Below are 14,381 nucleotides of genomic sequence, written 5' to 3' on the forward strand. Positions count from 1 at the left end.
AATTTAGCCTATTCACTAACTGAAATAAAACAACCTCAATCCCAGCTCAACGCCCCACCCGTCTGATACTCAATAACCCGAGTCTCAAAGAAGTTCCGTTCCTTCTTCAGATCGATCATCTCGCTCATCCACGGGAACGGATTCTCTTCATTCGGGAACAGCTGATCCAGGCCGATCTGCTGGCAACGACGATTGCAGATAAACCGCAGGTAAGACTTAAACATCGGCGCATTCAGACCCAACACGCCACGCGGCATGGTGTCCTCAGCATAGCGATATTCAAGATCAACAGCCTTCTTGAACAACTCCGTGATCTCAGCCTTGAACTCCGCCGTCCAAAGATGCGGATTCTCCAGCTTGATCTGGTTAATCAGGTCAATCCCAAAATTGCAGTGCAGCGACTCATCCCGCAGGATGTACTGATACTGCTCCGCCGCCCCAGTCATCTTGTTCTGCCGCCCCATCGCCAGGATCTGCGTGAAGCCCACATAGAAGAACAGCCCTTCCATGATGCAGGCGAACACGATCAGGCTCTTCAGCAGCTTCTGGTCGTTTTCCGGCGTGCCGGTCTTGAACGACGGATCGGTCAGCGTGTCGATAAACGGGATCAGGAACTCGTCCTTGTCGCGGATCGACTGCACTTCGTGGTACGCGTTGAAGATCTCGGCTTCGTTCAGGCCAAGCGATTCAACGATGTACTGGTAGGCGTGCGTGTGGATGGCCTCTTCAAAGGCCTGGCGCAGCAGGTACTGGCGGCATTCCGGCGCGGTGATCTGGCGGTAGGTGCCCAGCACGATGTTGTTGGCGGCCAGCGAGTCGGCGGTGACGAAGAAGCCGAGGTTGCGCTTGATGATGCGGCGCTCGTCTTCGGTCAGGCCGTTGGGGTCTTTCCACGTCGCGATGTCGCGCGACATGTTGATTTCCTGCGGCATCCAGTGGTTGGCGCAGCCGGCCAGGTACTTTTCCCACGCCCACTTGTACTTGAACGGGACGAGCTGGTTGACGTCGGTCGAGCCGTTGATGACGCGCTTGTCGGCGGCGTTGACGCGGCGGTTGCTTTGCGCGGCGGCGGCGTTGGGGTTGTTGCCCAGGACGCCGGCTTGCGTGGCGCTCGGCGGCAGGACGCCTTGCTGGTCAGCGGTGGCAGCCGATGCAGCGGGTTGCAGGGCAGGCTGCGGTGCGGCCTGCGGAGTGGCTTGAACGTCGTCGTCCCAGCTCAGCATGATGTGGTTCTCCGTGATTCGGTTTGGGGGGCGCGGTGGTTGGTCAGGTTTGACGCTTCACTTCGTTGATGCGCCGGCCCTCACCCCCGCCCCTCTCCCGCATGCGGGAGAGGGGAGCAAACAGGGGGTGGATTTTTGCTCTGTAGTCTTTTTTTGCCTTACTGGCAGGCTTCGCACTCTTCGAAGCCGGGGTCGCCCGGGCGCATCGTGCAGACCGCGCCTTCCGCTTCCGGCATGGCCGGGGCCGATGCGGCAGCGGCGTCCATAGCGGAGCTGCTATCGCTGCCCGACGACACCGCGTTCAGCGAGCCGCGCGACACGGTGGACTTCTCCACGTGCGTGGCAGCCATCGTGCGCAGGTAATACGTAGTCTTCAGGCCGCGCAGCCAGGCGAGCTTGTAGGTGTCGTCCAGCTTCTTGCCCGAGGCGCCGGCCATATAGATGTTCAGGGACTGGGCCTGGTCGATCCACTTCTGGCGGCGGCTGGCAGCTTCCACCAGCCAGGTCGGCTCGACTTCGAACGCGGTGGCGTAGATGTCGCGCAGGTCTTGCGGAATGCGGTCGATGCGCGACAGCGAGCCGTCGAAGTACTTCAGGTCGGCGACCATCACTTCGTCCCACAGGCCGCGTTCCTTCAGGTCGCGCACCAGGTAGTCATTGACCACGGTGAACTCGCCCGACAGGTTGGACTTGACGTACAGGTTCTGGAACGTCGGCTCGATGCACGCGGACACGCCGATGATGTTCGAGATCGTGGCGGTCGGCGCGATCGCGATGCAGTTCGAGTTGCGCATGCCGTGCTGCTTGATGCGGGCGCGCAGGCTGTCCCAGTCCATGGTGCTGGACAGGTCCACGTCCAGGTAGCCGCCGCGCTCTTCGGCCAGCAGCTTGAGCGAGTCCTGCGGCAGGATGCCGCGGTCCCACAGCGAGCCGGTGTAGGTCTCGTAGCGGCCACGCTCTTCGGCCAGTTCGGTGGAGGCCTGGTAGGCGTAGTAGCACACGGCTTCCATCGAGCTGTCGGCGAACTTCACCGCGGCGTCGCTGGCGTACGGCGTGCGCAGCACGTGCAGGCAGTCCTGGAAGCCCATGATGCCCATGCCGACCGGACGGTGGCGCAGGTTGGAGTTGCGGGCCTTCTCGACAGCGTAGTAGTTGATGTCGATGACGTTGTCGAGCATCCGCATGGCGGTGCGGATGGTCTTCTGCAGCTTGGCGTGGTCGAGCGCGTACGAACCATCAGCCTGCTTGGCCAGGTGGGCGACCAGGTTGACCGAGCCCAGGTTGCAGACGGCGATCTCGCTGTCATTGGTGTTCAGCGTGATTTCCGTGCACAGGTTGGAGCTGTGGACGACGCCGACGTGCTGCTGCGGGCTGCGGATGTTGCACGGATCCTTGAAGGTGATCCACGGGTGGCCGGTTTCGAACAGCATGCCCAGCATCTTGCGCCAGAGCTGCATGGCCGGGATCTTCTTGAACAGCTTCAGTTCGCCGCTGGCGGCCTTGGCTTCGTAGCCGAGGTAGGCCTGCTCGAACGCCTTGCCGACCTTGTCGTGCAGGTCCGGGCAGGTGGACGGCGAGAACAGCGTCCATTCGCCGTTTTCCATCACGCGCTTCATGAACAGGTCCGGAATCCAGTTGGCCGTGTTCATGTCGTGGGTGCGGCGGCGGTCGTCGCCGGTGTTCTTGCGCAGCTCCAGGAATTCTTCGATGTCCAGGTGCCACGTTTCCAGGTAGGCGCAGACGGCGCCCTTGCGCTTGCCGCCCTGGTTCACGGCCACGGCGGTGTCGTTCACCACCTTCAGGAACGGGACCACGCCCTGGCTCTTGCCGTTGGTGCCCTTGATGTGCGAGCCGAGCGCGCGCACGTTGGTCCAGTCATTGCCCAGGCCGCCGGCGAACTTGGACAGCAGCGCGTTTTCCTTGAGCGCTTCGTAGATGCCTTCCAGGTCGTCCGAGACGGTGGTCAGGTAGCACGACGACAGCTGCGAGCGCTGGGTGCCCGAGTTGAACAGGGTCGGCGTGGACGACATGAAGTCGAACGACGACAGCAGCTGGTAGAACTCGATGGCGCGCGCTTCGCGGTCGGTTTCGTTGAGGGCCAGGCCCATGGCGACGCGCATGAAGAATGCCTGCGGCATCTCGATGCGGGTCTCGTCGATGTGCAGGAAGTAGCGGTCATACAGCGTCTGCAGGCCCAGGTAGTTGAACTGGAAGTCGCGGCCGGCGTCCAGCGCGGCGCCCAGGCGGGCCAGGTCGAAGGTGGCCAGCTTCTCGTCCAGCAGCTCGGCCTTGATGCCGCGCGCGATGAATTTCGGGAAGTACTCGGCGTAACGCGTGGTCATTTCGGCCTGCGTCACTTCGGCGCCCAGGATTTCCTTGCGGATGGTGTGCAGCAGGATGCGGGCAGTGACCTGGCTGTAGTCCGGGTCCTTTTCGATCAGGGTACGCGCGGCCAGGATGGCGGAGTCGTACACCTGCGTCATCGGCACGCCTTCGTACAGGTTCTTGAGCGTTTCCTTGAGGATCGGCTCGGCGCTGACGGCCTTGCCCAGGCCGGCGCAGGCGGTGTCGAGCAGGTCGTGCAGGGCAACGATGTCCAGCGGCTTGGTCACGCCGGCGTCGGTCACGTTGACCGACACGCCGCCTTCCTGCACGCGGGCCACGGCCTCGGCGCTGGCGCTGGCGCGCTCTGCCTTGCGCTTCTCGCGGTACAGCACGTAGGCGCGGGCCACTTCATGCTCGCCCGAGCGCATCAGCGCCAGTTCCACGTGGTCTTGCACGTCTTCAATATGGATGGCGCCGCCGTTGGGGCGGCTGCGCACCAGCGCGCGCACGACGTTGTCAGTCAGTTGCTCGACGATCTCGCGCACACGCGCGGACGCGGCGCCCTGCCCGCCGTTCACGGCGAGGAAGGCCTTGGTCATGGCAACGGCGATCTTGGACGGCTCGAAAGCCACCACGGCGCCATTGCGACGAATGATCTTGTGATCCGGGTAGTTCGTATTGGCGGCGTTGGCGGGGGTCTGCTGCGCGGTCGGTGCGATACCGGCGGCGGCGCCACCCGTGGTGATTTCGTTCTGGGCCGTTTGCATGAGAACTCCTGTTTTTACCCTGGAAATAAGAGACAAAAGAGTCCCTGGCGAAATGCGGCGAAAAGAACGTCCCTCCCGGCGTGAAGTCGGGGGCGGACAGACTGCCTTTGCGTGGACATTTCGCCAGGGACTCTTGTGATTCGCTGGCCTTAGCGGGCGGTTTCGAGACGATGCACGAACTTCGTGATCCCTGACTCACCCTTGGGCCGGCTCCCCGGTTTGACTACTAGATATAGTGTGTGATGCGTGAAACTGGGCTAAGTATAGTGAAACGAATCCGAATGACCAGTCTTGACAAGCGCTTTTTCGGGGGCGGTGGCGCCGATGCGGCAACGCCACATGCCCGCAAGCCTAGTACTCGCAAGGGTTTTCGTCAGACCGTTCGCAACTGCACATTTCACAAAAATTTTTTTGATTGTTGCGACGTTGCGATAGCCCCACCCGGAGGTGGGGCATGTGCGCCGGAACGGGGCGCACGGGGATGGGGAATGAGGTTAAGGATTCGTCACCTGGCCAGCCGCGCCCGGGCACTGGTAGGGCAACATGCCCGGCGCCACGCCCGCCTGCCTGGCAAAGCGCGCCCAGTCGAAATGCGGGCCGGGATCGGTCTTGCGCCCCGGGGCGATGTCGCTGTGGCCGGCAATCGCGCGCACCGGGTAGGCGGCCAGCAGCGCGGGCACCAGCGCGGCCACGGTGTCGTACTGGGCCAGGGTGAACGGCAGGTCGTCGCAGCCCTCGATCTCGATGCCGATGGAAAAATCATTGCAGCGGGCACGGCCGAAGAAGTCTGACTGCCCGGCGTGCCAGGCCCGCTGCGTGCATGGGACAAACTGCACCAGCTCCCCCTCGCGGGTGACCAGGAAGTGCGCGGACACCTGCACCTGGTGGATGGTGGCAAAGAACGGGTGCTTGTTGGGATCGAGCCGGTTCTGGAAGAAGGCCTCGATGTCGCCGCTGCCGAACTGGCCAGGCGGCAGGCTGATGTTGTGCAGCACCACCAGGTCCACCGGCATGCCGGCCGGGCGCGCGTCGAAGTTGGGCGACGGCACGCGGCGCGCGGCGGGGACCCAGCCGTCGGCATCGGGCAGGTAGCGGTGCGCGGGCTTGGTCATGGCGTGCCCTCGCCTTCCACGGTGCTACGGTCGGCGGCGTCCATGGCTTCGCGGATGCCCAGTTGCTGGATGCGGTAGCGCAGCTGGCGCAGGTTCAGGCCCAGCAGCGGCGCGGCCGCGGTGCGGTTGAAGTTGGTCTGCGCCAGCGCCTGCAGGATCAGCTCGCGCTCCACGGCTTCCAGCCTGGCTTGCAGGTCGATCGGGAAGACGATGCCGCGGCAGGCGCGTTCGGCGGGATCGCCGGCGGGCTCGGGCTCGGGCGCGCTGGCCGGGGGCGGCTCTGCCGGGGCCGGCGCGGGCGCGGCGGCCGGCGGCACTGGCGCCCACATGCCTGCGGCGCCCCAGGGGGCGGAATAGTTGGTGGGCGCCATCGCCGGCGCCGGGGCATGCATCAGCCCGGCGCGCTCGGCGCCGGCGTCCAGCGGGCCCAGGTCGGCCAGCTCGATCTCTTCGCTCTCGGCAAAGGCGTAGGCGCGCTCCAGCAGGTTCTCCAGCTCGCGCACATTGCCGGGGAAGGGATAGGCCACCAGCCGTTGCAGCGCCGCCGGCGACAGCCGCCTGGGGCGCGGGTCGCCGTAGCGCACCGCCAGGTGGTCCAGGATGGCGTGCGCCAGCACCGGGATGTCTTCGCCGCGCTCGCGCAGCGTGGGCATGCGCAGCGCCAGCACGTTCAGGCGGTAGTACAAGTCCTGCCGGAACTGGCCGGCCGCCACCATCGCCGCCAGGTCCTTGTGGCTGGCGCACATCACGCGCACGTCGACGGCGTCTTCGCGGCTGGCGCCGATCTTGCGCACGCGGCGCTCCTGCAGCGCGCGCAGCAGCTTGACCTGCATCGGCAGCGGCAGGTCGGCCACCTCGTCGAGCAGCAGCGTGCCGCCGTTGGCGGACTGGAAGAAGCCGCCACGCTCCCCGTCGGCACCGGTGAAGGCGCCTTTGACATGGCCGAAGAACTCGGACTCCATCAGGTTCTCGGGGATGGCGCCGCAGTTGACGGCGATAAACGGATGCGCGGCGCGCCCGCTGGTGGCGTGGATGGCGCGCGCGGCGCGCTCCTTGCCGCTGCCGGATTCGCCGCTGATCACCACCGGCGCCATGCTGCGCGCCAGCCGCGACAGCGAGCGGCGCACCTCCTGCATGGCGGCGGAATGGCCAGGAAGCAGGGCGGCGGCGCGGTCTGCGGCCTGCTCGGCCGCGGCGGCTTCGGCATCGGTGCTGTCGCGCTGCTGGCGGCCCAGCGCGTTCAGCACCAGGCTGCGCAGCTGCTCCAGCGAGACCGGCTTGGCGATGTAGTCGAAGGCGCCGGCCTTGAGTGCTTCCACAGCGTTGTCGGCGCTGCCGTAGGCGGTGATGACCGCCACCGGGATGCGCTCCGGCGCGGCCGACAGCTGGCGCACGATCTCGATGCCCAGGCCGTCGCCCAGGCGCATGTCGGTCAACACCAGGCTGTAGCGGCCCTGCGCCAGCTTCTCGCGCGCCTCGGCGAGCGACCCGGCCAGCACCACGTCATGGCCCATGCGGCGGATCGAGATGTCCAGCAGCTCGCGCAGGTCGGCCTCGTCGTCGATGACCAGGATGGGATCGGGCGCTCGGGACATTCGGGGTGGCATGGGGTGGTGGCTGGGTTGGGACAGGTCAGGCGGCGGCCGCATCGGCACTCTCGATGCGCAGCGTCAGCACGAACGCCTTGGCCGGCAGTGTATCGCGCGCGGCGGCGGCAAGCATGCCGGTGCGCTCTAGCAGCGCCGGCAAGGCGATGGCGCCGTAGCGCACCTGGGCGTCATTGGCGCCGCACAGCTCGCGCGCCATGAACAGGCCCAGCCCGGTGCCCTGGGCGTTGCTGGTGAAGAACGGTTCGAACAGGCTGCGCTGGTGCTCGCGCGCCACTTCCGCGCCGTCGTTCCAGACGATCAGCTCGGCATGGTGCTGGTCCAGCGCATGCGCCAGCAGCCGGATCGAGCCCGGCAGCCGGCTGCAGTAGCGCCAGGCGTTGTCCAGCAGGTTGCCCAGCACCTGCTGCAGCTGCGAGGCGTCGAACACCACCGGCTGGGCCACGTCCACGGTCAGCCGGATGGCATTGGCGTTGATGTCGGCCCGGCCCGCCGGGCGGGTCTCGCCGGCGCGCGGGCGGCGCGAGCGCATTTCGGCGCGCCAGCGCTCGACGATCTCGGGCAGCGCCTGCGCCAGGTGCACGGTGCTGCGGCCGGTGCGCGGGCGGCGCGACATCTGCAGCACGTCTGACACCACCTGGTCCAGCCGGCGCACGTTGTCGTTGATGATGCGCAGCAGGCGGGCGTCGATATCGACGTCGGCGCCGCCATGGTCCTGCGCGCCGGGATCGCGCCGGCCAGAGTCGCCCAGCAGTTCGCTGGCCTGGCTGATCGCTGCCAGCGGGTTGCGGATCTGGTGAGCGATGCTGGCCACCAGCCGGCCCATGGCGGCCAGCTTTTCCTGCTGCACCTGCTCGGCGATGCGTTCCCAGCTTTCGATATGGACCAGCACGGTGTCGCGCATCTCGTTTCGCAACAGGGCCTCATCCTCCTGCGACCAGGCCATGGCCTCGTTCTGGGCGATGGCCAGGCGCAGGCGGCCGGCGGCTTCGGGCGACAGTTCGCTCCAGGCGGCAGTATCCAGCGTGGCCGGCACGGTGCGGCCATGCGCCATGGTCGAGCGCAATCCTGCCAGCCCCGGCAGCACAAAGCGCAGCCGCAGCCGGGTGTGCTGCATAGTGCCGTCGGCCAGCGCGGTGCCGGACGCCATCGGCAGCAGCTGCAGGATGCGCGGCACGTCGTCCTTGCTGTGCAGCCAGTCGCGCAGCATCTCCATCAGCGGCTGCAGGCGCGGGATGCGGCGCAGGTCGAACAGCACAGCTTCTCCGCCCTGACCTGCCGCGCCACCCAGCCGGCGCGAGTAGATGCGCTCATGCGGCTGCACGCCCAGCAGCACCACCGCCGCGGGGTTGGCGGCCACCACCGCGCCGTTGGCGCGCACCAGCATCACGCCGTCCTGCATGTCGTTGACCATCAGCCGGTTGACCAGCTGCTGCAGGCGCAGCTCCTGCTCGCGCGCCAGCGCCAGGCGCTCCTGCGCGAGCTGGCGGTTGGCCAGCATATACATCAGCAGCGCCGCGATCATGAACACCAGGCCGAACAGGCCCGAGCCCAGCAGCCCGGCATCGGCCTGGCGCAGCAGGATGGTGTGCATGAAGGGCCCGCTCATCACCACCAGCGCGGAGATCGACGCGGCAAACAACGCGAACAGCAGGCTAGTCAGTGCGCCGGCTTCCAGCGCCGGCAGCAGGAAGATCATGGCCAGGCCCTCGGCCTGCCCGCCCCGCCCCAGCACGCTGAAGACCAGCGCCAGCAGGGCCAGGTCGGCCAGCACCTGCACCCGCACGCGCAGGTGGAAGTGCCGGCGCCACAGCGTGCCGGCCAGCATCGCCACGGCAATGCCAAGATAGGGCACGGCGATGGTCATGGCCGCCGCGTGCTCGATGCCGCCCAGGCCCCCGAGGTCGAACGGCACGGGCGGGATCGCATTCGTGATGGCGGAGACGGATGCCGGCTCGCCGCGCCGCATCAGCGCAAAGCCGACCAGCAGCAGGCCCACGGCCACGCGGGTCCAGCAGAAATAGCGCAGCAGGCGCCAGTGGAAGTCAGGCGGTTCGGGCTGGCGCCACAGCTGGGCCAGGCCGCGCCAGGCGTTCAGCCGCTGCCAGCCCGACGACGCCGGCTCCGTCATGGGCGGGGGCCGCTGCTGCTGTCGCTGCCCTCGGCCCGGCTTTCGTCCGGCAGGTGGCTGCGGCGGCAGTAATGCAGGCCGCGCCAGGCAATGGCCTCGCCCTGCGGCAGGTGCACGCCGCACTGGGCGCACTGGACCATCGGTTCGGCGGTGGCGTCGGCCGGGCCGGCGGCGGCAGTGCGCTCGCTGGCCTCGCGGGCCTGGCGTGCGCGGTGTTCAGCCAGCCGGGCCTCGGCGCGGGCGCGCAGCCACCAGATGACGCCCAGCACCACGGCCAGCAGGATCAGGATACGTGCCATGGGGAATCAGAGGCGATGCAGGACGACTTCAATCACGAAACGGCTGCCGACATAGGCCAGCAGCAGGATGCCGAACGAGGCGATGACCCAGCGCAGCGCCACCTTGCCGCGCCAGCCGCGGAAGATGCGCCCGGCCAGGATGCCGCCGAACATGGCCCACGAGATCAGCGCGAACACCGTCTTGTGGTCCAGCCGGAAGGCGCGGCCGAACAGGTCTTCAGAGAACAGCAGGCCCGAGCCGATGGTCAGCGTCAGCAGCACAAAGCCGGCGCCGATCAGCCGGAACAGCAGCTTCTCCAGCGTCAGCAGCGGCGGCAGCAGGTCAAGCCAGCGGCCCAGCCATTCGCTGGGTTGCTGCTCCGGCGGCCGCGCCGGCGCGTGCCGGAAGCCATGCAGGCGCCGTTCGGCCAGCAGCATCAGGAAGGCATGGAACGCCGCCAGCGTGAACAACCCGTAGGCCACGTTGGCGATGATGAAATGCAGCTTGAACAGCGGCCGCGCCGCGTAGCCCAGGATCTGCGAGCCGGGGAAGGCCAGCGGCATCAGGCTGGCCACCAGCGCCACCGGGATCACGATCAGCCCCAAGCCCGCCAGCGAGAAGAAGAAGCTTTCTATCCAGTAGATGCCCACGCCCAGCCACAGCATGGCCGACAGCGCAAAGGCAAAGCCGAACATCATGCGCTCGGCCGGGAAGATGGTTTCATGCAGCAGCATGCCGTGGCTGGCCAGCGCCGCCAGCATCAGCACGTGCCACCAGGCCGGGCGCCCTTCGCCGTGCGCGCCGCCCGCCGGGGGGATGGGGCCGCCGCCGGCCACCAGCACGGCCGAGCTCGCCCCCCCTGCCGGGCCGGCAGCGGTGGCAACGCGTGGGTGGCGCGTGGCCCAGCCGTGAAAGGCCAGGCCGCAATAGAGAAGTGCCGTCAGGGCATACAGTACAATGACCATTTACGCAGTTTACCTTAGTGCCCACGGACGGTGGCGGCCCGCTTGAACCGGTGTAACCGGTGTTCCAGGTCCGCCCCGTGTGCAAGACTGCCTCCGATTTCAGCCCCGAGCCCTGCTCCGACTTCTCCCCCGATTCCTGCCATGCTGGACAATCTCACTCAACGCCTGGCGCGTGTGGTCAAGACCATGCGCGGCGAGGCGCGCCTGACCGAGGCCAACACCGCCGAGATGCTGCGCGAAGTGCGCCTTGCCATGCTCGAAGCCGACGTGGCGCTGCCGGTCGTGCGCGAATTCGTTGCCCGCGTGAAGGAAAAGGCCATGGGCGAGGAGGTTGTCAGCAGCCTCACCCCGGGTCAGGCCCTGGTCGGCGTGGTCCAGCGCGAGCTGACCGCCGTGATCGGCGGCGCCGACGCGGCCAGCGGCAACAACAAGGAAGCCGAGCTGAACCTGGCCGTGCAGCCGCCCGCCATCATCCTGATGGCCGGCCTGCAGGGCGCCGGCAAGACCACCACCGTGGGCAAGCTGGCCAAGTGGCTCAAGGAAAACAAAAAGAAGAAGGTGCTGACGGTCTCGTGCGACGTCTACCGCCCCGCCGCTATCGCCCAGCTGAAGACGGTTTCCGAGCAAGTCGGCGCTGACTTCTTCCCGTCGCAGCCGGACCAGAAGCCGGCGGACATCGCCCGCGCGGCGGTGGACTGGGCGCGCAAGCACTACCACGACGTGCTGATCGTCGACACGGCCGGGCGGCTCGGTATCGACGAGCTGATGATGCAGGAAATCGCCGCGCTGCACGCCGAGCTCAAGCCCGCCGAGACCCTGTTCGTGGTCGACGCCATGCTCGGCCAGGATGCCGTCAACACCGCCAAGGCCTTCAACGACACCCTGCCGCTGACCGGCGTGGTGCTGACCAAGCTGGACGGCGATGCGCGCGGCGGCGCGGCACTGTCGGTACGCCATATCACCGGCCGCCCGATCAAGTTCGTCGGCGTGGGCGAGAAGCTGGACGGCCTGGAACCCTTCTACCCCGACCGCATGGCCCAGCGCATCCTGGGCATGGGCGACATCCTCGCGCTGGTCGAGGAAGCCCAGCGCGGCGTGGACATGGAAGCGGCCGAGAAGCTGGCCAAGAAGATCAAGAAGACCGGTGACTTCGACCTGGAAGACTTCAAGGCCCAGATCGGCCAGATGAAGAAGATGGGCGGCCTGGGCAGCCTGGTCGACAAGCTGCCGGCGCAGTTCGCCCAGCAGGCGCAGGGCGCCAACATGGACCAGGCCGAGAAGCAGGTGGCCCGCATGGAAGGCATCATCAACAGCATGACGCCGACCGAGCGCGCCAAGCCCGAGCTGATCAAGGCCAGCCGCAAGCGCCGCATTGCCGCGGGCGCCGGCGTGCCGGTGCAGGAAGTGAACCGCCTGCTCAACCAGTTCGACCAGATGCAGTCCATGATGAAAAAGCTCAAGGGCGGCGGCATGATGAAGATGATGCGCCAGATGGGCGCGATGAAGGGCGGCATGAAGGGCCTCTTCAACCGCTAGAATCCGTCCGTCGCACCCCGACTTGCCTCCCCCGCAAAAGAACAGGAAAGACATCATGATGAGCGCCGTACAGGCCCGCGAGCTGTGGGCCAACTCCGAAGAAATCGTCTCCGCCGCGGAAGTCCAGGAGTCGCTGGACCGCATGGCCACGGAAATCACCGCCAAGATGGGCGATGCCTTCCCGCTGGTGCTGTCGGTGATGGGCGGCGCGGTGGTCTTCACCGGCATGCTGCTGCCCAAGCTGGCCTTCCCGCTGGAGTTCGACTACATCCACCTCTCGCGCTACAACAACAAGACCGTGGGCGGCGAGATGCAGTGGCGCGTGGCCCCGCGCGAGTCGGTCAAGGACCGCGTGGTGCTGGTGCTGGACGACATCCTGGATGAAGGCGAGACCATGGCCGCGATCCGCGAGCGCATCATGGACATGGGCGCCAAGGAATTCCATGCCGCGGTGCTGTGCGAGAAGACGCTGACCAAGATCAAGCCCATGCATCCGGACTTCTGCGGCTTTGCCGTGCCGGACCGCTATGTGTTTGGGTGCGGCATGGATGCCAAGGGCTACTGGCGTAACTTGGACTCGATCCGCGCGCTGGTGTGATTTAGGTCGCCTCTCGGTTTGCTCCCTCTCCCGCAAGCGGGAGAGGGAGCAAACAATCGGTTCATGGGGAGGGGAGCAACCCCATTGGTCAGGCCTGGTGCGGCGCCAGGATCGGCCACAACGAGGCCAGCAGCAGCAAGGCCATGCCGATATTGAACGCGCGCAGCACCCGCGGACGCGCCAGCCAGCGCCGCAGCGCCGAGCCGCACAGTGCCCACATCGCCACGCTGGGCAGGTTCACCACCCCGAAGATCCCCGCCAGCAGCAGCACGTTGAGCCACAGGTTGCCGTGCAGCACGTAGGTACTGCACGCGCCCACCGCCATCACCCACGCCTTGGGATTGACCCACTGGAACGCCGCCGCGGCCCAGAAGCCCATCGGCCGCGCCACCTGCTGGTCCTGCACGCCGCCGGCGGTGGCCAGCTTCCACGCCAGCCATATCAGGTAGACCGTCGCCACCACGCGCAGCACCTGCCAGGTCCACGGGAAGGCGTGAAACATTGATCCCAGCCCCAGCCCGACCAGCCCCACCATCAGCGCAAAGCCAATGCTGACACCGAGCAGGTGCGGCACCGTGCGCACGAAGCCGAAGTTCACGCCCGAGGCGAGCAGCATCGTGTTGTTGGGACCAGGGGTGATCGACGACACCAGCGCAAAGCCGGCAAAGGCGGCGAAGACACCGGTTCCGGCGGCGAGTTGGGATACTTCCATGACTGACTCCAGGGCATTCGGGGAATCAGTCTACGGTCAGCCAACGGTACAGTACCGGTACACTTTGATGAAAATACGCCGATACAGGGATGCCGCCGGCCGCCGGTCAGCTTGCTTCGGGCTGATGGACTTGCGCACCAATGAAACGCGCAGCTTTCACCGCCAGCGGCTGCTGCGGATCGTTTGCCTTGATCGCGCTCTGCGTCAGCGTCGCGGCCAGGCCGGGCGCGGCCTGCAATGCTTCCAGGTAGCGGAAGGCCGACGCCATGTCGCGCGCCTCCAGCTCGATGCGGCAGGAAGCCGGCGCGGCTGAGGACGCCCCCCACCTGCTGGCGCGCATCGATGCGCTGCTGGAGTTGCTGACGCTGCTCGGCGGCTGGATGCACGGCATGCAGCGGCTGGACGATGAGGCCCTGCGGCGCGTATTGCGTCACGGCGCCGCGCCGGAGCCGCCGTGACGCTCAGCGGGCAGCGTGCCAGGCCACGGCCAGCGCCAGCAGCCACAGCACGGCGCCGGTCAGCCGCTCCACCCACCGCGCCGAGCGCCCGAAGCGCGCCGCCACCGCCGGATGCCCGATGCCATGCGCCACCAGCAGGTCCCAGCCCAGCACCACGGCAAACATCCATGCGCCGTAGGCGAGCTGCACCGCGGGCGGGGTGCGGCTGGCGGCCAGCACCGAGAACAGGCTGGCATAGAACAGCCCGTTCTTGGGATTCAGGACGGCGGAAAGGAACCCGCTGGCCAGCTGGGCGAGCCACGGCGCGGGCGCGGCGCGCGCGGCGCCGTCCGCCGCGGGAATGGCCACGTCGCCACTGGCGCGCAGCAGCCGCCAGCCCAGCCATGCAAGGTAGGCGCAGCCCGCCCACTGCAACGCCGCGAACAGCAGCGGATAGTCGCGCATCGCGGCAAACCCGGCCAGCGCCAGGCCGATAAAGACACCATTGCCGAGCGCGATGCCCAGGCATACGCCGCTGGCACGCCGTGGCCCGTGCACCAGCGCGCTGCGCACCACCAGGAAAAAGTCCGGCCCCGGGCTGAGCAGCGCCAGCGCATGCGCGCCAGCCACCATGGCGAACTGCTGCCAGGGCAGCGCGCGCGTGCCGAGATCGAAAGACATGTCCATGC

13 protein-coding genes are annotated in these 14,381 nt (G+C 67.2%); 3 read left to right on the plus strand and 10 right to left on the minus strand.

Annotated features, from left to right (window positions below; genetic code table 11):
• Positions 1–35 precede the first annotated feature (35 nt).
• The 7 genes from AC3WVS_RS21915 to AC3WVS_RS21945 all read right to left on the minus strand — a co-directional run bounded on the left by AC3WVS_RS21915 (position 36) and on the right by AC3WVS_RS21945 (position 10,409).
• A complete protein-coding gene (locus AC3WVS_RS21915) occupies positions 36–1,223 on the minus strand; it encodes a ribonucleotide-diphosphate reductase subunit beta (protein ID WP_492320351.1) in 1,188 nt (395 codons plus the stop codon).
• Between the two features lie 158 nt (positions 1,224–1,381).
• Positions 1,382–4,315 (minus strand): ribonucleoside-diphosphate reductase subunit alpha, encoded by a 2,934-nt coding sequence (locus tag AC3WVS_RS21920; protein ID WP_492320352.1) that lies wholly within the window; start codon positions 4,313–4,315, stop codon positions 1,382–1,384.
• 494 nt (positions 4,316–4,809) lie between these two features.
• Positions 4,810–5,427, minus strand: coding sequence for a 1,6-anhydro-N-acetylmuramyl-L-alanine amidase AmpD (gene ampD / locus AC3WVS_RS21925; RefSeq protein ID WP_492320353.1), 618 nt, complete (start codon positions 5,425–5,427; stop codon positions 4,810–4,812).
• Positions 5,424–7,034: a sigma-54-dependent transcriptional regulator gene (locus AC3WVS_RS21930; RefSeq protein WP_492320354.1), complete on the minus strand. Its 1,611-nt coding sequence runs from the start codon at positions 7,032–7,034 to the stop codon at positions 5,424–5,426. Before AC3WVS_RS21930 ends, ampD begins: the two co-directional genes overlap by 4 nt.
• A 25-nt stretch (positions 7,035–7,059) precedes the next feature.
• Entirely contained in the window at positions 7,060–9,165 is a 2,106-nt protein-coding gene (locus AC3WVS_RS21935; RefSeq protein ID WP_492320355.1) for a sensor histidine kinase, read from the minus strand.
• Entirely contained in the window at positions 9,162–9,464 is a 303-nt protein-coding gene (locus tag AC3WVS_RS21940; protein ID WP_010814735.1) for a PP0621 family protein, read from the minus strand. Before AC3WVS_RS21940 ends, AC3WVS_RS21935 begins: the two co-directional genes overlap by 4 nt.
• A 6-nt stretch (positions 9,465–9,470) precedes the next feature.
• Positions 9,471–10,409: a cytochrome C assembly family protein gene (locus AC3WVS_RS21945; RefSeq protein ID WP_492320356.1), complete on the minus strand. Its 939-nt coding sequence runs from the start codon at positions 10,407–10,409 to the stop codon at positions 9,471–9,473.
• Between the two features lie 141 nt (positions 10,410–10,550).
• Here AC3WVS_RS21945 and ffh point away from each other — a divergent pair, with 141 nt between their 5' ends.
• Positions 10,551–11,945: a signal recognition particle protein gene (ffh, locus tag AC3WVS_RS21950; RefSeq protein ID WP_010814737.1), complete on the plus strand. Its 1,395-nt coding sequence runs from the start codon at positions 10,551–10,553 to the stop codon at positions 11,943–11,945.
• 55 nt (positions 11,946–12,000) lie between these two features.
• On the plus strand, positions 12,001–12,543 hold the full coding sequence (locus AC3WVS_RS21955; RefSeq protein ID WP_492320357.1) for a hypoxanthine-guanine phosphoribosyltransferase: 543 nt from the start codon (positions 12,001–12,003) through the stop codon (positions 12,541–12,543).
• Between the two features lie 88 nt (positions 12,544–12,631).
• Here the strand turns inward: AC3WVS_RS21955 and AC3WVS_RS21960 are convergent, their stop codons facing one another.
• On the minus strand, positions 12,632–13,255 hold the full coding sequence (locus AC3WVS_RS21960) for a LysE family translocator (RefSeq protein ID WP_492320358.1): 624 nt from the start codon (positions 13,253–13,255) through the stop codon (positions 12,632–12,634).
• A 106-nt stretch (positions 13,256–13,361) separates the two neighbouring features.
• A complete protein-coding gene (locus AC3WVS_RS21965) occupies positions 13,362–13,523 on the minus strand; it encodes a hypothetical protein (RefSeq protein WP_492320359.1) in 162 nt (53 codons plus the stop codon).
• Between AC3WVS_RS21965 and AC3WVS_RS21970 the strand changes: the two genes are divergently transcribed.
• Positions 13,522–13,713 carry a hypothetical protein gene (locus AC3WVS_RS21970; protein WP_492320360.1) on the plus strand — a complete coding sequence of 64 codons (192 nt, stop codon included), beginning with the start codon at positions 13,522–13,524 and terminating at the stop codon, positions 13,711–13,713. The genes AC3WVS_RS21965 and AC3WVS_RS21970 overlap by 2 nt on opposite strands.
• A gap of 3 nt (positions 13,714–13,716) precedes the next feature.
• Here AC3WVS_RS21970 and AC3WVS_RS21975 read toward each other — a convergent pair whose 3' ends face one another.
• Positions 13,717–14,379, minus strand: coding sequence for a LysE family translocator (locus AC3WVS_RS21975; RefSeq protein WP_492320361.1), 663 nt, complete (start codon positions 14,377–14,379; stop codon positions 13,717–13,719).
• Between the last annotated feature and the right edge of the window lie 2 nt (positions 14,380–14,381).

The organism is Cupriavidus sp. CPT47-8839-RL05A (assembly GCF_058792255.1).